The sequence below is a fragment of the Microcosmobacter mediterraneus genome (genome assembly GCF_031846265.1).
In the GTDB taxonomy this organism is placed as follows: domain Bacteria; phylum Bacteroidota; class Bacteroidia; order Flavobacteriales; family Flavobacteriaceae; genus Microcosmobacter; species Microcosmobacter mediterraneus.
Genome location: NZ_JAVRIA010000003.1, coordinates 213,984 through 238,936, shown reverse-complemented (window position 1 = coordinate 238,936; position 24,953 = coordinate 213,984). Strand labels below are relative to the sequence as shown.

The 24,953-nt window shown below is 32.4% G+C and carries 21 protein-coding genes; 12 read left to right on the top strand and 9 right to left on the bottom strand.

The genetic code is table 11. The annotated features are described in order from the left end of the window. Window positions 1–63 precede the first annotated feature (63 nt). Complete coding sequence (locus RM697_RS07525) at window positions 64–981, bottom strand: GYDIA family GHMP kinase (protein WP_311427254.1); 918 nt, start codon at window positions 979–981, stop codon at window positions 64–66. Next, complete coding sequence (locus RM697_RS07520) at window positions 974–2,275, bottom strand: hydroxymethylglutaryl-CoA reductase, degradative (protein WP_311427253.1); 1,302 nt, start codon at window positions 2,273–2,275, stop codon at window positions 974–976. Before RM697_RS07520 ends, RM697_RS07525 begins: the two co-directional genes overlap by 8 nt. Before the next feature lie 161 nt (window positions 2,276–2,436). On the opposite strand from RM697_RS07520, the gene RM697_RS07515 reads away from it, so the two are divergent. The 4 genes from RM697_RS07515 (at window position 2,437) to RM697_RS07500 (ending at window position 8,719) form a co-directional block, all read left to right on the top strand. Then, complete coding sequence (locus RM697_RS07515; protein ID WP_311427252.1) at window positions 2,437–4,668, top strand: S9 family peptidase; 2,232 nt, start codon at window positions 2,437–2,439, stop codon at window positions 4,666–4,668. A gap of 30 nt (window positions 4,669–4,698) precedes the next feature. Then, window positions 4,699–6,252, top strand: a complete 1,554-nt coding sequence (locus RM697_RS07510) for a peptide MFS transporter (protein WP_311427251.1) — start codon at window positions 4,699–4,701, stop codon at window positions 6,250–6,252. Window positions 6,253–6,303: 51 nt separating this feature from the next. Beyond that, window positions 6,304–8,082, top strand: coding sequence for a peptide MFS transporter (locus tag RM697_RS07505; protein WP_311427250.1), 1,779 nt, complete (start codon window positions 6,304–6,306; stop codon window positions 8,080–8,082). 88 nt (window positions 8,083–8,170) lie between these two features. Next, window positions 8,171–8,719: a thioredoxin family protein gene (locus RM697_RS07500; protein ID WP_311427249.1), complete on the top strand. Its 549-nt coding sequence runs from the start codon at window positions 8,171–8,173 to the stop codon at window positions 8,717–8,719. Here RM697_RS07500 and RM697_RS07495 read toward each other — a convergent pair whose 3' ends face one another. The 5 genes from RM697_RS07495 to surE are packed head-to-tail and all read right to left on the bottom strand — an operon-like array spanning window position 8,720 to window position 13,446. Beyond that, entirely contained in the window at window positions 8,720–10,744 is a 2,025-nt protein-coding gene (locus RM697_RS07495; protein WP_311427248.1) for a ComEC/Rec2 family competence protein, read from the bottom strand. A 24-nt stretch (window positions 10,745–10,768) separates the two neighbouring features. Next, window positions 10,769–11,281 (bottom strand): C40 family peptidase, encoded by a 513-nt coding sequence (locus RM697_RS07490; RefSeq protein WP_311427247.1) that lies wholly within the window; start codon window positions 11,279–11,281, stop codon window positions 10,769–10,771. Continuing rightward, window positions 11,278–12,390, bottom strand: a complete 1,113-nt coding sequence (gene lpxB, locus RM697_RS07485; RefSeq protein WP_311427246.1) for a lipid-A-disaccharide synthase — start codon at window positions 12,388–12,390, stop codon at window positions 11,278–11,280. The genes RM697_RS07490 and lpxB overlap by 4 nt, the downstream gene beginning before the upstream one ends. After that, on the bottom strand, window positions 12,390–12,677 hold the full coding sequence (locus tag RM697_RS07480) for a hypothetical protein (RefSeq protein ID WP_311427245.1): 288 nt from the start codon (window positions 12,675–12,677) through the stop codon (window positions 12,390–12,392). Before RM697_RS07480 ends, lpxB begins: the two co-directional genes overlap by 1 nt. Beyond that, complete coding sequence (surE, locus tag RM697_RS07475; protein WP_311427244.1) at window positions 12,670–13,446, bottom strand: 5'/3'-nucleotidase SurE; 777 nt, start codon at window positions 13,444–13,446, stop codon at window positions 12,670–12,672. The genes RM697_RS07480 and surE overlap by 8 nt, the downstream gene beginning before the upstream one ends. Window positions 13,447–13,599: 153 nt before the next feature. On the opposite strand from surE, the gene RM697_RS07470 reads away from it, so the two are divergent. Together RM697_RS07470 and RM697_RS07465 are read left to right on the top strand one after the other, a co-directional pair. Then, entirely contained in the window at window positions 13,600–15,756 is a 2,157-nt protein-coding gene (locus RM697_RS07470; protein WP_311427394.1) for a carboxy terminal-processing peptidase, read from the top strand. Between the two features lie 6 nt (window positions 15,757–15,762). Continuing rightward, a complete protein-coding gene (locus RM697_RS07465) occupies window positions 15,763–16,857 on the top strand; it encodes an ABC transporter permease (protein ID WP_311427243.1) in 1,095 nt (364 codons plus the stop codon). Here the strand turns inward: RM697_RS07465 and yihA are convergent. Continuing rightward, on the bottom strand, window positions 16,854–17,468 hold the full coding sequence (gene yihA / locus RM697_RS07460; protein WP_311427242.1) for a ribosome biogenesis GTP-binding protein YihA/YsxC: 615 nt from the start codon (window positions 17,466–17,468) through the stop codon (window positions 16,854–16,856). The two genes, RM697_RS07465 and yihA, sit on opposite strands and share 4 nt — an antisense overlap. Window positions 17,469–17,483: 15 nt before the next feature. Continuing rightward, window positions 17,484–18,248 (bottom strand): alpha/beta fold hydrolase, encoded by a 765-nt coding sequence (locus RM697_RS07455; protein WP_311427241.1) that lies wholly within the window; start codon window positions 18,246–18,248, stop codon window positions 17,484–17,486. A 292-nt stretch (window positions 18,249–18,540) separates the two neighbouring features. Here RM697_RS07455 and mraZ point away from each other — a divergent pair, with 292 nt between their 5' ends. The 6 genes from mraZ to mraY are packed head-to-tail and all read left to right on the top strand — an operon-like array spanning window position 18,541 to window position 24,930. Continuing rightward, entirely contained in the window at window positions 18,541–19,011 is a 471-nt protein-coding gene (gene mraZ, locus RM697_RS07450; RefSeq protein WP_311427240.1) for a division/cell wall cluster transcriptional repressor MraZ, read from the top strand. Beyond that, window positions 18,998–19,894, top strand: a complete 897-nt coding sequence (gene rsmH, locus RM697_RS07445; protein WP_311427239.1) for a 16S rRNA (cytosine(1402)-N(4))-methyltransferase RsmH — start codon at window positions 18,998–19,000, stop codon at window positions 19,892–19,894. The genes mraZ and rsmH overlap by 14 nt, the downstream gene beginning before the upstream one ends. Beyond that, window positions 19,895–20,215: an FtsL-like putative cell division protein gene (locus RM697_RS07440; protein ID WP_311427238.1), complete on the top strand. Its 321-nt coding sequence runs from the start codon at window positions 19,895–19,897 to the stop codon at window positions 20,213–20,215. A gap of 57 nt (window positions 20,216–20,272) precedes the next feature. Beyond that, window positions 20,273–22,225 carry a penicillin-binding protein gene (locus RM697_RS07435; RefSeq protein ID WP_311427393.1) on the top strand — a complete coding sequence of 651 codons (1,953 nt, stop codon included), beginning with the start codon at window positions 20,273–20,275 and terminating at the stop codon, window positions 22,223–22,225. Continuing rightward, window positions 22,225–23,688, top strand: a complete 1,464-nt coding sequence (locus tag RM697_RS07430) for a UDP-N-acetylmuramoyl-L-alanyl-D-glutamate--2,6-diaminopimelate ligase (RefSeq protein ID WP_311427237.1) — start codon at window positions 22,225–22,227, stop codon at window positions 23,686–23,688. The genes RM697_RS07435 and RM697_RS07430 overlap by 1 nt, the downstream gene beginning before the upstream one ends. Then, on the top strand, window positions 23,689–24,930 hold the full coding sequence (gene mraY, locus RM697_RS07425; RefSeq protein ID WP_311427236.1) for a phospho-N-acetylmuramoyl-pentapeptide-transferase: 1,242 nt from the start codon (window positions 23,689–23,691) through the stop codon (window positions 24,928–24,930). Window positions 24,931–24,953 lie beyond the last annotated feature (23 nt).

Here is a 24,953-nt window from a genome sequence, read left to right as displayed (position 1 = left end):
CGTGATATTGCAATATTACGATGATAAAGAAATAGAATTGAAGATTATTATAAACAAGAAAGTCTACAAAACCATATCAGAATACGGAATTACTGTTGAAAACCTAAGCTCTTTGAAATACGCTTTTGGGTTAATTTCTGAAGCCACTAAAATAAAATCGCCTCCCCAAGCTCCTAAACTTTTTATCTGACCTTTAAAATCGCTAAACAATCTGTTTTGAATCGTCTCTTGATTAATTATTTTAGATATTATTAGTTCATGGTTGCGTATCAAAAATTGAAACTCTGATAAATTAGAACAGTCTATAATTGCTTCTGTTAGTGAGCTAACTTCAGAAATTGTAGCTAAAGAAATCGGTTGATTGCCTTTATATTGTGCTATAGCTTCTCTGCTGTTTTTTTTCTGATTAAGGTATACAAAATAGAGATGAGATTTAAATTCAGGGTTGAATGTTACAGTATTTACAACTCTACTATCATTAGATAGCTGATATGTAATAGGCTTATTATACTTGGCACAAGCTATGTCATATCCACTACCACCAAAGGTGTTTTCTAGTAAGATATATGGATCTACATTAGACCAAGTTGCAAGGTTGTTTATTAATGTTGATGAGGTTCCTAAACCCCATTCTCTATTAAAATCGAGGTGAGTTTCAACTAATTTTCCTCTAGAATATTTAAAGAATTCTGGTTGTATTCGTTGAATATATTTTAGAATATCTTTTAATTTATTAGCAATATCTCGATGATTTGTGTCTAAAATATCAAAGTTGTTTTCAACACTAAAATTAGCTTCAAACCAAATGGAATTAGTATAATCGTAGCTATTCCATTGTAATACATCATTGTCTGAATATTTTACAGTAAGAGATTGCCCAAAGGAAGTTGGTACAGCTAGAGATTTTGCACCATCTAATACGACGTACTCTCCAGTTACTAATAATTTTCCGTTGCTGTAATATGTTTTGTTTTTAATCACTATTAGATTGTCTAAATAAATCTAAAGCTTCAACAACAGCATTATGTGTTATAGCTTTATCCTTAAAAAGTGTTATGATATAATCTTTCTCTTTTGTATTGGCTTCAAACTGATTGAGAATATTCATTAAATGCATTTTCATATGGCCTTCCTGAATTCCTGTAGTAGTTAAAGAACGAAGTGCTCCAAAATTTTGAGCTAATCCAGCAACAGCAACAATTGACATTAATTCTTTTGCTGAGGGATTTCTTAATAATTCTAAAGAAAATTTAACTAAAGGATGTAAACGTGTTAAACCACCAACAGTTCCGAGTGCTAATGGTATTTCTATCCAAAATTTAAAAATATTATCTACAATAGTAGCATGTGTTAAACTTCTATATTGACCATCTTTTGAAGCATAAGCATGAACACCAGCTTCTACAGCTCTAAAATCATTTCCTGTTGCTAATATTACAGCATCAACACCATTCATGATTCCTTTATTATGTGTCACTGCTCTATAAGGTTCTACTTCTGCTATGGCAACAGCTTGGACAAATTTTTCAGCAAATAGTTGAGGATTTTCTAAGCCTTTATCTTTTAAATCAATAACATCACAACTTACTTCAGCTCTAACTAAACATTCGGGAACATAATTAGAAAGGATGCTCATAATAATGTCAATAGTTTCATTAAGATGAGATTCAACTTGAGATTTTAACGTCTTTGCAAATTGTTCTAAACACGAGTTTATAAAATTTGCTCCCATGGCATCTAAGGTTTCAAATGAGCAGTGTAGTTGATAATAGTTGTCTAATGAAGCTGTTTTATCTCTTAGCTCAATATCTAAGATACCACCACCACGAGCTTCCATGTTCTTGGTAATAGGTTTAGTATCCTCAATAAGTTTAGGTTTAATCGATTTAAAAAACTCGGTCAAATCACTAAAATGCCCAGAATACTTAAAATGAACCTGCCCAATTTTGGTTGTAGAAATAACGTTGGTTGTAAAACCACCACGTTCTGCCCAAAATTTGGCAGCTTTACTAGCAGCAGCAACTACGGAGCTTTCTTCAATAGCCATTGGTATAGTGTAGTTAGTGCTATTAATAATAAAATTTGGAGCAACACCAAGAGGTAAATAATAGTTAGATATTGTATTTTCTATAAACTCATCATGCAACTGTTGTAATTTAGAATCTGTATTCCAATATTGTTTAAGAAGTTGCTGAGCTTCAGTTGGATTAGAAAAGTATTCATTAACAATCCAATCTATTTTTTCAGTTTTTGTTAACTTGGAGAAACCGTTCACTAAAGTATTTTTTACATTAAAAATGTTGTAAATACAAAGATAGTACTCTTGGTACGAAAATTGTTCGAGTTATAGTTTTAATACCGATTTACTGTAAATAATTAGGGTTTTTTGCATTATTTTTAGTAAACTTGGCATCATTTTGCACAAAAATTAACTAAATGAAAATTATTAAGTTCTTCGCTTTTATTGCCTTTTTATCAGCTATTTCTATCCATGCTCAAACCAAAGAAATCTCATTAGAGGATATTTGGAGCGGAACTTTTAGAACACAAGGAATGCAGTCTTTGCATTCTATGAAAAATGGCAAGCAATATTCAGTATTAAATTTTGATAGAGCAAACAGAACATCTTCTATTGATATTTATAATTACAAAACACTTGAAAAAGAGAAGACTTTAGTCAATTCTGCAGATTTATCAGAAATTCAATACTTTATAGATTACACCTTCAATAATGATGAATCTAAGGTTATATTAACTATAGAAGAAGTTCCTGTTTTTAGACGTTCTCGATTAGGAATTTATTATGTTTTAGACACCAATAATTCTGATTTAATAAAGATTTCTGATAATAAAATCCAAGAGCCTACTTTATCTCCAGATGGAACTAAAGTTGCCTATGGATACCTAAATAACTTGTATGTTAAAGACTTAACCTCTGGTAAGGTATTACAAATTACAACTGATGGTGAAACCAATAAAGTAATTAATGGTATTACAGATTGGGTTTATGAAGAAGAATTTAGTTTTGTGAGAGCCTTTGACTGGAATGCTGATAGCAACAAAATAGCTTTTATTAGGTTTGATGAAACCAATGTGCCTGAATTTTCTATGGATGTATATGGATCTGAGTTATATCAAACACAACAAGTATTTAAATATCCAAAAGCTGGTGAGGCAAATTCTCTGGTATCGTTACATATTCATGATTTAAAAAATAACTCTACTAGTGAAGTAAAAGTGGATAAATCATATTCAGATTTTTACATACCTAGAATAGAGTGGACTAATGAGGCTAATATCCTTAGTGCTCAATATATGAATCGCCATCAGAATGAATTAGATCTGTGGATGATTAATGCATCTAACATGACTTCTAAATTAGCAATTGCTGAAAAGGATGATGCTTATATAGATGTTACTTTTGATTTAACTTTTCTTGAAGATCATAGCTTTATTTGGACAAGCGAAAAAAATGGATTCAACCATATTTATCATTATGATAAGTCTGGTGAGCTAATAAATCAGGTTACTGATGGTAACTGGGAAGTTACTAACTATTATGGTTACGATGCTAATAATAAACGTATATACTATCAATCTGTAGAGAATGGATCAATAAATAGAGATGTTTACAGCATTGGTTTAAATGGTAAAAAGAAAACTAGATTATCTAAAACAGATGGTACAAATAGTGCATCGTTTAGTGCTGACTTTACATACTACATTAATACACATTCTAGCGCAACCTCACCTCCAGAGTATACACTAAACAGCTCTAAAAATGGTAATGTCATTAAGAGTATTGTTGATAATGATAAGGTGTCCAAGAAACTTTTAGATTATAAAACCTCTAGAAAAGAGTTTAGTACTATTTCCGTTAATGGCAATGACCTTAACATGTGGATGATAAAACCTGCAGACTTTGATGCTAACAAAGAATATCCTTTATTTATGTATCAGTACTCTGGACCTGGTTCGCAACAAGTATCCAATCGTTGGAATGGAGTCAATGATTATTGGTATCAGCATCTCGCACAACAAGGCTATATAGTGGTTTGTATTGATGGCCGAGGAACGGGATTAAAAGGTGCGGCATTTAAAAAAGTTACGCAAAATGAATTAGGTAAATACGAAGTAGAAGACCAAATAGAAGCAGCTAAGCAATTAGGTAAACGATCTTATATAGATGAAGATAGGATAGGAATTTGGGGCTGGAGTTATGGAGGTTTTATGAGTAGTAATGCTTTGTTTAAAGGCAACGATGTGTTTAGTATGGCCATCGCTGTTGCACCAGTAACAAGCTGGCGTTTTTACGATACCATTTATACTGAGCGTTATATGACTACACCACAAGAAAATCCCAGTGGTTATGATGAAAACTCACCAATAAATCATGTAGATAAATTAAAAGGAGATTTCTTATTAATTCATGGCACAGGAGATGATAATGTACATTTACAAAATACCATGCGTATGGTAGAAGCATTGATTCAAGCAGATAAACAGTTTGAATGGATGATTTATCCAGATAAAAATCATGGTATTTATGGAGGAAATACAAGGTTACATTTGTATAAAAAAATGACCAACTTCATTCATAAAACATTAGGAGATAAACGAGAAATGAAAGAAGAAGAGAAACAAGAAACTTCAAAAATTAAAGGATAAACTAAACTATAACTAACTAATATAAATTTTATGGCAACAGTAACTGAACAACATCAAAAAGAACTTTTTGGGCAACCAATAGGTCTTTATATTCTATTCCTAACAGAAATGTGGGAACGATTTTCATATTATGGAATGAGAGCTTTGTTGGTATTATATATGACTACTGAGACTATTGGAGATGATAGAGGTGCTGGTTTAGGCTGGACAAGTAAAGAAGCTTTAGCACTCTATGGATGGTATACCATGTTGGTTTATGTGATGTCAATTCCTGGAGGTATGATAGCAGATAAATTAATTGGACAAAAAAAGGCTGTCTTGGTAGGAGCAATTGTTCTATGTTTAGGACACGGTGTATTAGTTCTAACAGATATTTGGGCATTTTATACTGGCCTAGGACTTGTAATTTTAGGAGTTGGTTTGTTGAAACCAAATATATCTACAATGGTTGGGGGACTTTATAAGGAAGGTGATATAAGACGAGATAAAGGTTTTAGTATTTTTTACATTGGGATTAATCTAGGTTCTTTACTAGCAACTATGATTGTAGGTCTTGTTGTAGCAGAATGGGGTTGGCATGCAGGATTTGGATTAGCAGGAATTGTAATGGTTCTAGGATTAATAAACTATTTATATGGACAAAAATATTTAACACATGTTGGAAATTTTGTAAAACCAACAAAAGATGACCCAAATGAGATATCTTATGGTAAATTATATTCTAAATTATCTAGTGCACCCACACAACTTACGTTTACAATCATTCTAGCTGTATTATCTGGGATAGGATGGTATTATTTAGGTTGGGGCTACGGATTACTATTTTTATTCTTAACAGCAATTGCTGCTTTATTAATGATGATATATAAAGAACTAGATTCACAAGCTTATAAAGATCGTTTTCTTGTACTATTATTGTCATTTATTATGGTAATTATTTTTTGGGGCGCTTTTGAGCAAGCAGGTGGATTAATGAATTTATACACAGAAACCAATACTGATAGAATGTTATTTGGTTGGGAAATACCAACTGTAATGTTTCAAAGTTTAAATGCAGGATTTATTATCCTTTTCGCAACAGGAGTTGCTGGTTATTGGGCTAAACGAAAATTAAAAGGTAGAGAAGCCTCATCTTTGTTTAAGATGGCTTTAGGTATTATCATTATGGGATTTGGATTTTTATTCATGGTATTTGCAGCTATGGAATTTGAAAAATCAGGATCTTCAAGTATGATTTGGTTAGTTTTAGCTTATTTATTCCATACCATTGGAGAGTTATGTATTTCTCCAGTAGCATTATCGTTTATTACAAAACTAGCACCTATTAAATATGCATCTTTAATGATGGGAGTATATTTTGCAGCAACAGGATTAGGAAATAAAGTTGCAGGTATTGTAGGAGAATCTGCAACCGATTATGGCGAGAAAACCATTTTTGCTGGAATTGTGATATTCACAGTCATAATAGGAGGTTTGTTTATTGCAATTTTAAAACCACTAAAACGATTAACTCATGGTGTTGAAGATCAAGAAAGAGATTTAAAATATGAAGAAGCTGAAGGCTTTGAATTAGCGGATAATTAAAATACAAACCCTCTTTATTGAGGGTTTTTCCTTATAACTAAACTAACTATTATGAGTACAGATATTGAAAATTTATTTAAAGACAAGGTTATTGGTCATCCTGCTGGCTTGTTTGTGATATTTTTTACTGAAATGTGGGAACGTTTTTCATTTTATGGAATGCGAATATTATTGATACTATTTTTAACAGCACCAATAATTAGTGACAATCCAGGTTGGGAATGGCCACGTCAACATGCTTTAGAATTAATTGGTACCTATGGTGCTTTGTTATATCTGACTCCAATTCTTGGAGGATGGCTAGCAGATAAGTATACAGGTTATAAGTGGGCAGTAATTATTGGGTGTTTTATCATGATGTTAGGTCATGCAGCAATGGTTGTTGAAACTCCTTGGTCTCTATATTTAGGATTAGCATTGTTAATTATTGGTACTGGTTTTTTTAAGCCAAATATGACCTCTATGATTTCTGAAATGTATAAAGGCAAAGAATCTAAAAAGGATGGTGCGTATACGATTTATTATATGGGAGTAAATGCTGGTGCCTTTTTCGGAATGATGCTTTGTGGTTATTTAGCAGAAAATATAGGTTGGAGCTATGGTTTTGGTTTAGCTGGTATTTTTATGTTATTAGGTTTAATTCAGTTTTGGTTAGCCAAAGATTTATTTGGGCAAATTGGTGAACGACCTTCAAAAGTTCATGAAGTTGAATTACCACAAAATATAAATGAAGATTCTCCTTCTGAAAGTGTTGATTCAGAAGAAAAATTAAACCCATTTACAAGTATTGATAAAGCTTTAATAGTATTATCATCCTTGGGTGGATTGTTATACTTATTTAATGGTCCTATGTCTGCTATTGGAAACATCAATCTGCTTGATTTTAGCCTAGGAGATATGGATGGTTCTAATGTTACAATACTCGCTAGTTTAGCTATGTTTTTGTATTTAATAATTACCAGAATATCACGATATACTAAGATTGTTCGAGACAAAATTATCGCAGTATCTGTATTTGGGATATTTACAGTATTCTTTTTTGCTGCTTTTGAACAATCTTTAGGGTCTATGACCCTTTTTGCAAGGGACTACACAGAGAGAGCTTTAACAGGAAATTCAGCAATGATATTCAAGATTATAGATTTAGTTTTAACTGTTGGACCTTTAGCAATAATAACTTGGGTGCTCTATTTATTATTCAAAAAAACATATTCAAAAATCCCGTACTCCAATATTATTCTTGCTTTATCCTTTGTTTTCTTATGGTATATAGTATACTACAAATTGAATCGTGAGTTTAGTAAAGAGGCAACTGAAGTTCCTGCTTCTTGGTTTGGTATTTTAAATTCGTTCTTTATCATTACGTTAGCACCATTCTTTTCTAAGTGGTGGGAAAGTAAATATAATCCAAGTGCAGCCATGAAATATGGTATCGGAATGGTATTGTTAGGTCTTGGTTTTGGTATTTTAGTATTTGGTACAATGGGAATTCCTCAAGGCGCTAAAACCGCATCTGTAAGTATGATATTTTTAATTCTTGCTTATTTGTTTCATACTATGGGAGAATTATGTATTTCACCAGTTGGATTATCTTACCTCAGTAAATTAGTTCCTGGTCGTATGATTGGTTTTATGTTTGGTATTTGGTATTTAGCTATTGCTATTGGTCAAAAAGCAGCAGGTACTATGGGAGGCATGATAGATAAAATTACTGAGCAGTACTCTTTAAGTACTTTCTTTTTAATTTTCACACTTGTTTCTGTTGCCATAGGATTTGTATCAATGGTACTGAACCCTACACTCAAAAAACTCATGCATGGTGTACGATAATCGAGTAAAACGTTAAAATAAACGCAAAATGCATCTGTAAAGATGCATTTTTTGTAAGTTCGGAATAGAAATTGCAACAAATCGAGTTATGAAGAAATTAATACTATTACTACTAGTTGTTGGATATTCAACAATTAGTTCAGCACAAGACAAGATTAATTGGGTATCTTTAGAAGAGGCTTTAGAGCTTCAAAAAAAGTCACCCAAAAAGATAATGATAGATGTTTATACTGTTTGGTGTGGACCTTGTAAAATGTTAGATAAAAACACATTTCAAAATCAGGATGTGGCAGATTTTGTCAACAAAAATTATTATGCAGTAAAGTTTAATGCGCAAGGAAACTCTACTATAAATTATCAAGGTAAAACCTTCTCTAATCCTGGTTATGATCCTGCAAAAGCTCAAAGGCGAAACGCTACACATGAGCTAGCAAGAGCATTTAAGGTTCAGGCTTTTCCGACCATTGTATTTTTAGATGAAGAGTCTAACTTTATAACACCATTAAGAGGCTATCAAAAGCCGCAACAGTTAGAGTTATATTTGAAACTTTTTAAAGATGATGATTACAAAAACATGAAATCTCAAGAAGATTTTAATACCTATTATACAGCGTTTAAACCAACGTTTAAGGGTTAATCATTCAGATAACATAAATGCTCCCTTTTCATAAGTACTATGGAAAGGGGTTTTTTTGTTTTCACAAGTTACTTTCCAGCGTTCTACATAAGATTTATAATTACTAGCATCAGCAATAACATGTTGAGGTTTTAAAGAATCTAGTAATCGATTCAAATTTAATTTTGGAGAGTTAGTTAGCAAAATAACATCAGGTTTAAAAGAGCTTACATTATAAACTGCTAAGCTGTCAATAATTAAGATTGTTTTGTCTTTGTATTTAAAAACGGATTTTAAAGGCTTTGAAGTGATCTCTCTTATCCTGTTTCCTATCTTGTAATTTGATAAGATATAATCATTTTGTAGACTCTCCAAATTACTATATAGATCTAGTTTAGAGTTGTTTTGAACACCAAGTAAACTTGCTCTATTCTTATTAAATACAATTAATAAATCGTCGTTTCTTTGCCAAGTATAATAGATAAAAGACAGCTGTAATAGAACCACAGCAAAAAGAGCATAACGTAGATTCTTATAGGTCTTATTTATGTAATATTTGTATAACAATCTTAAGAGTACGTAACAGGCCATAACTTGCAGAATACCAAAAGATATTTCTGTAAATAAAAAAGATTCTCGTTCGGAAACCCAAGCTATAAATGTGTTAAGCAAATATATAGCAGTACCAAAAACCTCTGATATTAAATCTGGTAATACATTAAAATAAGCGAGTAGAATTATTACTAATCCTGTTCCAAGCAGTATACCTAAAAATGGAATGATTACTAAATTAGATAAGAAAAATAATCCTGGAAATTGATGGAAATAAAATAGACTTAAAGGTAGAACACCTAACTGAGCTGCTGTTGTAACAGTAAAGACTTCCCATAGTTTTCTTGGAATAACCCATTTTGGGATCCATAACTTAAAAAGTAATGGTTGAATACTTACTATAGCAATAACAGCGATGTAGCTTAGTTGAAAACCAACATCAAAAACAAACATAGGATTCCATAGTAACAAGACAAAGGCTGAGATTGCCAGTGTATTATAAATATTGGTGAACCGTTTTATATTTAGCGCAAAAGCTACAATCGTAAACATAGTTACTGCTCTGCATACTGAAGGTGATAAACCAGCAATAACAGCAAAGCTCCACAGAAATATAGTAATGCAAATTAGAGCAATATATCTCCCATATTTAATCCGATGAAGTGGTTTGAATAAAAATTGAAGAATCAACATTATAATTCCAACATGTAATCCTGAAACAGCAAGGATATGAATCACACCAGCTTTTGCATAGTCATCATAAATATCTTTTGAAATATCTTGTCGCTGCCCAAGTAAAAGGGCTTGTATAATAGAAAGCTCATCTTCTGATAAGCGACTGTTTTTAAGATTATGTATGATTTTATTTCTCAAACCTTCTGCATAAGCATGTACTGAGGTACGTATTGATTTTAGTTTTACTAGCTGCTCAGAAGTGGTAAAAAGTTGCGCATAAATATGCCGTTTTTTTAAGTAATCTGAATAGTTGAACTGAAACGGATTTTTTGGTCCAGAAATAGTACTTAATTTCGAATTTATGACATAGGCTTCATCAACATATAAGTAGCTTTCTGTAGAGTCTTTAGAGATATTAACTAAGATTTTACCAACGACTTTTTCATTATTAATCTTTAGAATTTTAGCTTCGTACTTATTATGAAAATGAGATGGTTTTAACCGTTTTGTTATTTTGAAAGTAATTAAACTAACATCATTTTGGTTGATGCCAATATTGTTATAATGAGCTTTCCAACGTTTTTGATCATGAAGATTATAAGTAAGAATGCCAATACTAATGCCAGTAATAAAAACACAAATTCCAAACCAATACGATCTTCCTAAGGACTTAAATAAGTACCCAAAAAGGATAGTTAAAAATCCTATTAGAGCTAAGATTGCTGAAGTTACAGTAGGAATTGTTATATAACATGCAATAAGAATTCCAAAAAGGATACAGCAAGTTAATTTTATAATAGGAAAATCTAGTAACTTCATAATGTAAGTTACTAAAAATTAGACTTATAACAAACGTCTTGCCTGCACGTATGCTAAATACCAATACCGCTCTTTTATGGATGAGGTAATAACACCTTTGCTTGTTGTTGAATGAATAAACTGTATATCGTCTCCACGAACATTAGTAACTAATCCTACATGGTTAATGCGTCTGCTATTTTTTTTAGTAGCAAAGAATACTAGATCTCCAGGTTTTATGGCTTTAATGTCTATCCAATCCCCTTGTTTTGCCATATCTGAAGATACTCTAGGTATAGAAACACCATGCTCTCTAAAGGCAACATATAGTAGGCCAGAACAATCCATACCTCGTTTTGTAGTACCTCCATACTTGTAACGCACACCTTTAAAATCTTCAGCTGTATTTATGATCGCTGTTGTCTTAGCATTGGGTTTTATTGATGATGTACTTCGTTCAGTTTTTGTTGAAACGGTTTTGCGCTCAGAGGCACGTTTTGAAGAACCACAGCTGAAGAAGCAGAATAGAATAATTAAAACTTGAATAAAAGTTTTCAAGATGAGATAGCTTTAACAATTAATTTTGCTGTGGTGTCACTAGCTCCTTTTCCGCCTAGTTTTTGCTCTAATTCAAAATAATCTATAAATAATTGTTCCCTTTTTTTAGGATCTAATATGGCATGAAGCTCTTTTTTGAGACGTTTAGTATTTAGGTCACCTTGGATAAGTTCGGCAACGACTTTACCATCCATAATAAGATTAACCAATGAAATAAATTTTAGGGTAATAATACGCTTAGCTATCTCATAAGAAATGGCATTGGCTTTGTAACAAACTACTTGTGGTACTTTAAATAAAGCAGTCTCTAAAGTAGCTGTGCCAGAAGTTACCAAAGCAGCATAAGATATATTTAAAAGATCGTAAGTTTTATTAGATATAAAGCTAATATTATCTTGTTTTATAAATTTTTTATAAAATTCATAATCTTGGCTTGGTGCTCCTGCGATAACAAACTGGTAATCTGTAAAATCATCAACTAAACTAAGCATTACACCAAGCATTTTAGTGATTTCTTGCTTTCTACTTCCTGGTAATAAAGTAATAATTGGTTTATTTCCTAGACTATGTGTTTTTCTAAACTCAGACTCTTTTACAGGGTTTCTATCTGCAATGGCATCAATGAGAGGATGACCAACGAAATGAACATCGTAGTTGTATTTTTTGTAAAATTCCTTTTCAAACGGTAAAATACAATACATGGCATCAACATCGCGCTTTATTTTTTCAACTCTACCAGCTCTAGATGCCCAAACTTGAGGAGAAATATAATAATGTGTTTTAAAGTTTTGCGCTTTAGCCCATTTGGCTATTCTGAGATTAAAACCTGAGTTGTCAATAAAAATAATCACATCTGGCTTAAAAGTTTCAATATCTTTTTTACAGAACGAAATGAGTCCTAAGATTTTTCTGAGATTGAAAATTACTTCAGCAAAACCCATAAACTGACGTTCTTTATAATGCATTACTAAGATTCCACCAACATGCTGCATAAGGTCGCCTCCCCAAAATCGTATTTCTGCTCTTTTATCATGTTTTAAAAGAGCTTTCATAAGATTAGAACCATGTAAATCTCCGGAGGCTTCGCCAGCAATGATGTAGTACTTCATTAGCTTAAAAATTTAATAGCAAATGTAGTTAGCATAACTATTATTGTCATAATAAGAACACCTTTTGCTCTATGATCTTGTTTCTTTTTAATGAAAATAAAGAAAGCACCAAGATTTAAAATGGCGCCAATACTGATGAGTTTTCCTAAGAACCCTTTGGCAATGGCTTGTTCAATAACGACAGCGTAATTATCGGATGATCCAAAAATTTCCATAGCAAATACAAGTCCAAAAATAGTAGCAATTAAGCCAACAAACATGCCTTTAAAAACTTCCTTTCTAATCATTGAGATTCCAACTGTTTAATTGTTGTATACAGTGATGTGCAGTAAGATCAAACTGAACAGGTACTACTGAAACATATCCGTTTTGTAACGCATATATATCTGTGTCTTGCCCTTTGTCCATATTTACAAATTTACCTGTTAACCAATAATAATCTTTCCCCATGGGATTTTGACGCTTATCAAATTCTTCCTTCCAATTGGCTCTTGCTTGTCTACAAATTTTTATCCCTTTAATGTCTTTTTCAGGAAGATTCGGAAAATTCACATTAAGAATGACATCATCAGGAATACCTTCATTAATGGCATTCTCAACAATTTTTCTTGCAAAGTACTTTGCACTAGTAAAGTCTGCTGACCAATTATAATCTAAAAGTGAAAACCCAATAGCAGGTATACCTTCAATACCAGCTTCAATAGCAGCACTCATTGTTCCAGAATAGATAACATTTATAGAAGCGTTGGAACCATGATTAATACCTGAAACACAAAGATCTGGTCTTCGATTCAATATCTCATTAATAGCTAATTTGACACAATCAGCAGGAGTTCCGGAGCAACTATATTCTTCTATTTCAGAACCTTCTTCAGATATTTTTTCAACAAATAATGTAGAATTGATCGTAATAGCGTGTCCCATTCCACTTTGAGGACTATCTGGAGCAACCACCACAACATCTCCTAAAGGTTTTACAACCTCTATTAAAGCTCTAACTCCAGGTGCTGTAATACCATCATCATTTGTGACTAAAATTAAGGGTCTTTTAGACATATAATACTGCTTTTTTTCAGTTCAAAAATACATAAAATACATTGTAATCTCTTACTATAGTAGGTTTAACAAAAAATTAGTAGCACGGTTTTTTATTGGCACGGTTTTTTCTTTTATTTTAGTGAAAAATATACCATGCAATTTATGAGAATAATGAGAAGGAATTATAGGTTTTTATTGCTTGCGTTGCTATTAGCATTTGCCTCATGCAGCTTTACCTCAAAAAAGTTTAATGATCCTGATAAAGATAAGTTACTAATTCAGTTAATTACTTATGTTATTGAAGAAGGACATTTTGATCCTAAGAATGTTGATGATGAGTTTTCAAAAAATGTATTTGAAGGCTATATAGAACAATTAGATCCTTTTAAACGTTACTTTTACGAGTCTGATATTAAAGAGTTTGAAGCTTACAAAGATCAGATAGACGACCAACTAAAGTCTTACGATATAACATTTTTTAATATTACACACGAGAGGTTAGTAAAGCGTATTGAAGAGTCTAAGGCGTTTTACAAAGATATTCTTGAATCGCCTTTTGATTTTACTAAAGACGAAACATTTTCCACAGACTATAAGGCATTACCTTTTGTAAAAAACAAAAAAGAGCTTAAAGAACGATGGAGAAATCAGCTTAAATTTTCTACAATTGCTAATTATGACGATGCTATTGAGCAATTAGATATGTTGTTATCTGGTGAGTTTTCTTCTGAGAATGAAGAATTACCTTCTACTGATGAAAAATCTGACGAACAACTTGAAAAAGAGGCTAGAGAAAAAACATTAAAATCTTTGGATGAGCTTTACAGTTTCATAGACGACAGACAACGAAAAGATTGGTTTGCAGTTTATATTAACGCAGTAGTTCAGGAATTTGATCCACATACGTTTTACCTAGCTCCAGAGGATAAAGAACGTTTTGATGTTGCTATGTCTGGGAATTTTGAAGGCATAGGTGCAAGACTTCAGAAAAAAATGGATGCCATAATGGTTAACGAAATTATTAGTGGTGGTCCTGCTTGGAGAGCTAACGAATTAGAAGTTGGTGACCAAATCGTAAAAGTAAGGCAAGAAGATGAAGAAACAGCTGTTTCTATTGTTGGTATGCGTTTAGATGATGCTATTAAACTTATAAAAGGCCCAAAAGGAACAAAAGTTATTTTAACTCTTAAACGAACTGATGGTACTATTGAAGATATTTCAATTACAAGAGATATAGTAGAAATTGAAGAAACTTATGCTAAATCCTCAAAGGTAGAGAAAGAAGGTAAAACATTTGGTGTTATTGATTTACCTAAATTCTATGTAAACTTTGAAGATTATAATAAACGTAATGCAGCTACTGATGTAAAAAAAGAAGTAGAAAGGCTCAAAGCTGAAGGCATGGAAGGGCTGGTTTTAGACTTGCGTAATAATGGAGGAGGATCACTACAGATCGTAGTGGATTTAGTAGGTTTATTTATAAAAGATGGTCCAGTTGTTCAAGTAAAAACAACAGGTGAACCAAAAGAAGTGCTAAATGATACAGATCAGTCTATTATTTGGGATGGTCCTTTAGTGATTCTGGTTAATGAATTATCTGCTTCTGCGTCAGAAATTTTGGCTGCTGCGATACAAGATTATAAAAGAGGTATTGTAATAGGTAGTAAACAAACTTATGGGAAAGGAACTGTACAAACTATTTTTGATCTAAACAGAATGGTTAGAAATAATACTAATGGCGATATGGGAGCTCTAAAATTCACCATTCAAAAATATTACAGAATTAATGGTGGATCGGTTCAGTTAGAAGGCGTTAAGAGTGATGTTATTGTTCCTGATCGTTACAGTTACATAGATATTGGTGAGAAAGATCAGGAAAACCCATTATCGTGGGATGAAATTGATGCTGCCAATTATAGCGTTTGGGAAAATTACTATGATTATGAATCTACTATAGAAAAAAGTAGAACACGTATGGCTAACAATGAGCAGTTAAAACTTATAGATGCTAATGCACGATGGATTAAAAAGATTAGAGATAGAGAGCTTTACTCTTTAAATTATGATTCCTATAGAACTGAAATGAAACGTAATGAAGAAGAAGCCAAACGATTCGATATGATTGGAGATTACCAAACCAATCTTACTTTTAAATCCTTACCATATGAGCTAAAATTAATGGAAGAAGATTCTATATTGGCTGAGAAGCGTAAACGATGGCATGAGAGTTTAAGTAGAGATGTTTATATAGAAGAAGCTCTAAATGTTTTAAATGATTTAAAATTATCTTATCAGATAAAGAAAACTAAAGTTGCAGTTAAAAACTAAAACTTAATGAGTATAAAGAGTCAATCATTAACTCAATTAGCGCTCCAGAGATTTAAAAAGAATTTCTGGGGCGTTTTCAGTTTTTGGGTTATTGTATGTATAGGATTAATTGCAGTGTTTGCTTATGTGATAAGTCCAGATGATTCTTCAAATGCAAATCAAATGCATTTGTCTATACATTCTCAAAAACCAGGTTTTGAAGTCTTAATGCTTACAATACCTTCTAATGAAAATACAGAACAAAATTTTTTATCATCTCTTTTTTTTGGAAAAGAAAATTTAGATACAGAAATACCTATTTCAGATTTTGAGGTTAAGGATCGTGAAATGAAATATGTATTGTATAGTTCTGATGGCATAGTAGGTGAAGAAAAAATAATTTCATTAGATGTTTTCCCCAATGCTAATTATAAGAAATACATTAAAAGTAGACGCTTCATTTTCGGAACAGATAAGTATGGTAGAGATTATCTGAGTAGAATTTTGATAGGCTCTAGAATTTCTTTTTTTATAGGATTTGTAGCTGTTTTCATCTCATTAATTATAGGTGTAACTTTAGGAAGTATAGCAGGCTATTATGGTGGGAAAATTGATGCTGCAATTATGTGGCTCATTAATGTAACGTGGTCTATACCAACACTGTTATTAGTCATTGCAATAACACTAGCTTTAGGAAAAGGATTTTGGCAAGTTTTTATAGCTGTTGGCTTAACGATGTGGGTTGAAGTAGCTAGAGTCGTAAGAGGTCAAGTATTAAGTGTAAAAGAAATGCAGTATGTTACTGCGGCAAGAGCATTAGGTTTTAAAGATTTTAGGATTATTTCGGGTCACATATTGCCCAATATTATGGCACCAGTTATTGTGATTTCGGCAGCTAATTTTGCTGCAGCCATATTAATAGAAAGTGGATTGAGTTTTTTAGGAATAGGAGCACAACCACCTATGGCAAGTTGGGGAGCAATGATCAAAGATCATTACAACTATATTATCCTTGGAAAGCCTTATTTGGCAATAATTCCTGGTCTTTGTATAATGATTTTAGTGATGGCATTTATGCTAATAGGTAATGCTTTAAGAGATGCGTTAGATGTGAAAAACTAAGATTGCCTCAAAGTATTAATCTCTTCATTTGTTGCGTCAATAAATTCTAATAATTCGTCTTTACCAATAGCTTTTGAAGATGATGTAACAAATAGCTGAGGTAGTTCTTCCCAAGTCTTTAAAAGTTCATTAGAATAAGCTTTTACATTACGATTTATAGCCTTTGGTTTTAATTTATCTGCTTTTGTAAACACTATGGAAAACGGAATCTCTTTTTCGCCTAAATACTGAATAAATTCTAAATCAATAGGCTGAGGTTCGTGTCTAATATCAACCAGTACAAAAGCAGAAACGAGTTGTTTTCGTTGCTCAAAATAGTTAGTAATAAATTTCTGAAATTTCTTTTTCTCAGATTTAGAGACTCTAGCATAACCATAACCAGGTAAATCTACCAAATACCAATTTTTATTTATGATAAAATGGTTGATAAGTTGCGTTTTTCCAGGCCTTCCAGAGGTTTTAGCTAAGCTTTTACGACTGGTTAACATATTAATTAAAGTGGATTTACCAACATTACTTCTGCCAATAAATGCATATTCAGGAATTGCATTATTTGGACATTTAGTAACATCTGAATTACTCATTACAAATTCAGCAGATTTAATTTTCATAATATTAAATTGAATTTAGAATCCGCGGCTTTTCAACCAATTTTCTAAAATGATATTAAACTCATCTGGATGTTCCATCATGGCAGCATGACCACATTTATCTATCCAAAATAAGTCAGAATCTGGGAGTAATTCATTAAACTCTTTAGCAACCTCAGGAGGTGTTACGTTATCTTGTTTTCCCCAAATAATACATGTTGGAGTTTGCATTTTAGGAAGATCTTTTGCCATATTGTGTCGTATGGCACTCTTGGCAATTGCTAATGTTTTTATAAGTTTGTTTCTGTCATTTACTGTAGCATAAACTTCATCAACAATCTCTTTAGTAGCTACTTTTGGATCATAAAAAACATCCTGAGCCTTTTTCTTAATAACTTCATAATCACTACGTTTGGTATAGCCTCCACCCATTGCACTTTCATAAAGACCAGAACTTCCAGTGATAATTAGACCTTTTACTTTATCCGGAAACATCTTAGTGTGGTACAAGCCAATATGTCCTCCAAGTGAATTTCCTAGTAAAATAACCTCTTCAAATCCTTTAAACTCAATAAAATCATGAAGGTACTTAGCAAAACTTTTTACGTTCGTCTTTAAAAGCGACATGCTATAAATAGGTAGTTCAGGTATAATAACATTATACCCTTTTTCGGAGAAAAATTTAGAGACACCGTCAAAATTACTTAGTCCTCCCATTAATCCATGAAGCACAATAATTGGTGTGCCTTCTCCTGTTTCTATATAACTAAAATTCTTTTCTTTTTTTAAAGTATACGCCATAAACGGGTCGTCTGTTCTTTAAACAAATATAGTTAAATCCTACATAATACAATGATTAAGAACAGCTCTTAATTATACTTATATAATTAGATATTAACACTTTGTTGAATAAAATAAAATTAGCTTTTAAACTCTTGATAACTAAGATGTAGATGACTAACAAAACAATTTAAAAGCAGAGTTTGGTGTCGTTCATCGAAAACTTATCAACAAAAGTGGGTATTTGTGGGTAAATGTGGGTTTTTTTTCAATATATTTGAATCGTAGTCGTTAGTGCTTAAAAGTCAAAGAATTGAACTCAATAATCGGAACATACGAATGTAAGGCAGATGCTAAGGGAAGGCTCCTTGTACCGTCTGGTTTAAAGAAACAGCTCTCTCCCGTGTTGCAAAAAGGTTTTGTGCTGAGGCGTTCCGTTTTTCAGAAATGTTTGGAGCTCTATCCAATAGATGAGTGGAATGCTGTTATGAGTAAAGTAAATACGCTTAACCGCTTCAAGAAAAAGAACAATGATTTCATTCGTCGTTTTACAGCTGGAGTTAAAATTGTAGAGGTAGATGCAGCAGGTCGCTTGCTAATTCCAAAGGATTTAATAGCCTTTTCTCAGATCAAAAAAAATGTGGTCATGGCTTCTGCTGTAAGTATAATTGAGATTTGGGATAAGAATTTATATGAAAAGGCCATAGATGATGCAACTGGAGACTTTGCTGATTTAGCAGAAGAGGTAATGGGACAAGATGATTTGGACTATGGAGTATCATAACCCAGTATTACTTCAAGAAACAGTTGATGGTTTAAATATTAAAGAAGATGGCGTTTATGTAGATGTCACTTTTGGTGGTGGTGGTCATAGTAAAGAAATATTAAATCGACTAGGAGAAAAAGGTAAGCTCATTGCTTTTGATCAAGATAAAGACGCTCTTTTAAATACTATTAATGATGAGAGGTTCATTTTAATTAATGAAAATTTTAGGTACGTAAAACGGTTTTTAAAGTTTTATGGTTTTAAAAAAGTTAATGGAATTCTTGCAGATTTTGGAGTGTCTTCTCATCAATTCGATGTGGCTGAAAGAGGTTTCTCTACTCGTTTCGAAGCAGACTTAGATATGAGAATGAATCAAGATGATACGTTGTCTGCTTTTCATGTTGTTAATGATTATACCGAAGAACAGCTTCGTTGTATGTTAAAAGATTATGGGGAATTAAGACAAGCACCTGCTATGGCAAGAGTTATTACAGCTGCAAGATTAAATAATCATATTAAAACTAGCGTTCAATTAAAAGAAGTGTTGCAACGGTTTTTGCCACCACGTAAAGAAAATAAGATTTTAGCTCAGATATACCAAGCGATTAGGATAGAGGTAAATCAGGAAATTGCTGTTTTAAAAGAGTTCTTACTGCAGTGTCCTGAGTTATTAATCAAAGGAGGGCGATTAAGTTTTATTTCTTACCACTCCTTAGAGGACAGATTGGTAAAGCGATTTATTAGAAATGGATTATTTGAAGGAGAACCAGAACGTGATGTTTTTGGAAATTTTGAAGTTCCATTAAAAAAAGTTGGAGGTTTAATAATTCCAAATGCAGAAGAAATTGCAATTAATAATAGAGCAAGAAGTGCAAAACTTCGAGTAGCAGAAAAAATATAGTTGAAAAAAAATGTTTACAGCATATTAAAAGGGAAGTTTTTGGTGAGTGACGACTCATTTAAAAACTGGAGGATGATTCTTTTTATTTCAATACTTGCATTAATAATGATTGCTAGTTCTCATAGTGCAGATAAAAAAGTACATGAAATAGCGCGATTAAATAATGAAGTTAAAGAGCTAAGATCTATTATGGTTGAGGGCAGAAAAAAACTAATGGGTTTAAAAATGCAATCGTCAGTGGTAAAGAAAATGGAACTAAAAGGGATTGAAACATCGTTGATTCCTCCAAAAAAAATAAAAGTAAAATCTCAATCCAAATAGATATTGGCAATAGAAGATAAGCACATATTAAATAGATTATATTTTGTTGCAGGCTGCATGTTTGTCTTTGTTTTAGCTGTGGTATTTAAACTGGTGAGTATACAGTTTATTCAAGGGGATAAGTATAGAGATTTGGCTGAAGAACGAACAATTAAAGATGTTGAAATTTTGCCAAATAGAGGTAATGTGTATTCAGCAGATGGAAGCCTTCTAGCTACGTCTGTACCTAAATACGATATAAGATTAGATGCAATAACACCTTCAAATATTGTATTTAATGAATACTTAAAGCCATTATGTGATTCACTTTCAAAATTTTCAAGGAAACCATCAAGTTATTATCAAAATGAAATACAGAAAGCCAGAAAAAATAAGAACAGATACTTTCTTCTAGCAAGGAATCTTGGCTATTCTGATTATATACGCTTTAGGAATTTTCCAATGCTTAGTCTTGGTGCTTTTAAAGGAGGTTTAATAGTAGAGCAAAAGACTAAACGTGAACATCCAATGGGTGAAATTGCATTACGCTCTATTGGATATGAGCGATTTGATGATGACGGAAATGTTACTAGAGCTGGTTTAGATGGTGCTTTTGGCGAGCAGTATTTAAGAGGTAAAAGTGGTCATCGTTTAAAGCAAAAAATTGGGAAAGGTCAGTGGAAACCTATAAGAGATAATAATGAAGTTGAGCCTCAAGATGGTTATGACATTTACACCACTATTGATATTAATATACAAGATATAGCACATCACGCCTTATTAGAGCAGTTAGAATTTTACAAAGCGGACCATGGGTGTGTGGTGGTTATGGAAACTAAAACAGGAGAAATTAGAGCCATCTCTAACTTAGGCAGAAACAAGGAAGGTAAATATTATGAGCGTTTAAATTATGCGGTAGGCGAAAGTCACGAGCCTGGTTCTACCTTTAAATTAATGGCTTTGGCAGTAGCTTTGGATGATAAGGTTATTGATACCAGCGATGTTGTTGATACAGAGAAAGGAATACTTACTTACTATGGTAAAAAAGTTCGCGATTCAAGAAATGGAGGTTATGGAAAAATATCTGTAGCTAAAGCTTTAGAAGTATCATCGAATACAGGTATTGTAAAAGCTATTCATAATAGCTATACAAATAATCCAAAAAAGTTTGTTGACGGGTTATATGATATGAACCTCAATGAAACGTTAGACTTGCCAATAATTGGAGAAGGAAAACCTATTATACCAGATCCAAGAATTAAAAATAAACGTTGGAGTGGTATTGCTTTAGAATGGATGGCTTATGGATATGGTGTTTCCTTTACGCCATTGCAAACCTTAACTTTTTATAATGCCATAGCTAATAAAGGAGAAATGGTAAGGCCTTTGTTTTTAAGAGAGGTACGAGAATTTGATAAAACAATTGAATCCTTTGATAAAAAAGTAATTAATAAACAAGTCTGCTCAAAAGAAACTGTAAAGAAACTTAAGCAGTTGCTTGTAAATGTAGTTGAGAAGAAGCATGGTACTGGTCATGGATTATATTCAGAAAATTTTTCTATGGCAGGAAAAACAGGAACTTGTCAGAAGGATTATAGAGATAAAGAAAAGCTAAATTATATATCATCTTTCGCTGGATTTTTTCCAGCTGAAAACCCCGAATACTCCTGTATAGTTGTTATACATGAGCCTGATAAGAGTGTAGGTTATTATGGAGCAGATGTTTCTGGCCCAGTCTTCAAAAAAATAGCTCAGAAAATATATACAGATACACCACTCATAGATGAAGTAGAAACTTTAAATGTTGCAAACTCATCTGCCGAAACTCAATACGAGCAGTATTATGACACTGCTCAAAAGTATAAAACCATAATGCCTAATGTAAAAGGAATGCCAACTATGGATGCTTTAGCACTGTTAGAAAATATGGGTTTAAAGGTTAAAATTAATGGTATTGGTGTTGTGAAAAATCAGTCCGTTGCTAAGGGTGTGAGAATTAAAAAGAATCAAACAATAGAGTTGACAATTTAATGGTGACATTAAAAGACATATTATATAAGGTTAATATAAATGCAGTAGTTGGTAGTACGACGACTACTGTAAATACTATTCAGTTTGATTCAAGAAAAGTTGAAACAAATGATTTGTTTGTAGCTATTAAAGGTGTTTTAACTAATGGCCATGATTACATAGATAAAGCTATAAAATTAGGAGCAACATCTATTATTTGCGAAGTGCTTCCTGCACGTTTAGAAGATAATATTACTTATGTTCAAGTTGAAGATACATCAACAGCTCTAGCTTATATAGCATCTAATTTTCACGGTTCACCTTCAGAAAATTTAAAGTTAGTCGGTGTTACAGGGACAAACGGTAAAACTACAGTAGCTTCATTACTTTATCAAATGTTTAAGAAAGCTGGCTTTAAAGTTGGCTTGCTTTCAACGGTAAAAATAATGGTAGACGATAATGAGTTTTTAGCTACTCATACTACTCCAGATTCTGTAACTATAAATAAGTTTTTAAAGCAAATGAATGATGAAGGTGTAGAGTTTTGCTTTATGGAAGTAAGCTCTCATGGTATTCATCAAAAACGTACAGAAGGATTGACCTTTATTGGTGGCATCTTCACAAATATCTCTCACGATCATTTAGACTACCATAACACCTTTGCCGAATATAGAGATGTAAAAAAAGCATTTTTCGACCAGCTTCCTGCAAAGGCATTTGCCTTGGTAAATGTTGATGATAAGAATGGATTATTTATGCTTCAAAATACAGCTGCAAATAAATACACCTATGCTTTAAAAGGTTATGCAGATTATAGAGCTCAAATTCTAGAAAATCAGTTTGGAGGACTATTACTAAAAATTAATGAGAGTGAACTTTGGTCAAAATTAGTTGGCGATTTTAATGCCTATAACCTAACAGCAATTTATGCTACTGCAGAACTTCTAGGTTTAGAAAAAGTAGAGAGTTTAAGAATAATAAGTGAGTTGGAAAGTGTTAGTGGACGTTTTCAATATTTAGTTTCTGAAGATAGAATTACTGCAATTGTAGATTATGCACATACACCAGATGCCTTGAAAAATGTACTTGAAACCATTAATTCTATTAGAACTAAAAACGAAGAACTTATCACAGTAATTGGTTGTGGTGGAGATAGAGACACATCCAAAAGACCTAAAATGGGCCACATTGCTTCCGAGCTAAGTACCAAAGTAATATTTACAAGCGATAATCCAAGGAGTGAGAAACCGCAAACCATTATTGATGATATAGAGAAAGGCGTAGAGCCTATAAACTTTAAGAAAGTACTCTCTATTGTTGATAGAAAGCAAGCTATTAAAACGGCTTGCCAATTAGCTAATCCAAAAGACATAATTCTTATTGCAGGAAAAGGTCATGAGTCTTATCAGGAAATTAAAGGAGAACGTTTTGATTTTGATGATTTCAAAATTGTAAAAGAACTATTAAAACAATTACAAAAGTAAATGCTGTACTATCTATTTGAATATTTAGAAAAACAATTTGAGTTTCCTGGAGCATCACTTTTTGGTTTCATAACATTTAGAGCTGCTGTTGCAATTTTATTGTCTTTAATGATATCTACAGTTTTTGGTAAACGTATTATTAAGTTTTTACAAAAGAAACAGGTAGGAGAAACGATTAGAGATTTAGGTTTAGAAGGTCAGGCTCAAAAAGCAGGAACTCCTACAATGGGAGGAATCATTATTATTCTAGCTACACTCATCCCAGTGGTTTTGATGTCCAAGCTAGAGAACATCTATATTATTCTACTTATTGTGACGACACTATGGATGGGAACTATAGGATTCATAGATGACTATATTAAAAAATTTAAAAATGATAAAGAGGGACTTAAAGGTAGATTTAAGGTTTTAGGTCAGGTTGGTTTAGGCATTATAGTTGGTGCAACGCTTTATTTTCATGAGGATGTAACGATAAAAGAAAAATTACCATTAAATGAGCAACAAGTTCTAATAGCAGAAAATCCAAATATAGCTCCTTCAAAGTTGTTTATGGATGAGGTAAAATCAACTAAAACAACCATTCCTTTTGTAAAACAAAATGAGTTTGATTACTCAGATTTAGTGACTTGGATTCATCCAAGTTTAGAAAAATACACTTGGCTTATTTTTATTCTGGCAGCTATTTTTATTATTACTGCTGTGTCTAATGGAGCCAATCTAACCGATGGTATAGATGGTTTAGCAGCAGGAACATCTGCTATCATTGTTTTAACTCTTGGGATTTTTGCTTGGGTTTCTGGTAATATCATTTTCTCAGACTACTTAGACATCATGTATATACCTCAAGTAGAAGAGATTACAATTTATATCGCAGCCTTTGTTGGTGCTTTAGTTGGTTTTCTATGGTATAACACCTATCCAGCTCAAGTATTTATGGGAGATACTGGAAGTCTAACCATTGGAGGAATTATTGCGGTAATAGCAATCGCAGTTAGAAAAGAATGGTTAATACCATTGCTCTGTGGCATTTTCTTAGCTGAAAATTTATCAGTGATGATGCAAGTGAGCTATTTCAAGTATACCAAAAAGAAGTATGGTGAAGGACGACGGATTTTTAAGATGTCGCCCTTACACCATCATTATCAAAAATCAGGATATCACGAAAGTAAGATTGTAACACGATTCTGGATTATTGGAATACTCTTGGCAATTTTAACAATAGTGACATTGAAAATTAGATAAACATTGGTGTTCTGATTTTATTA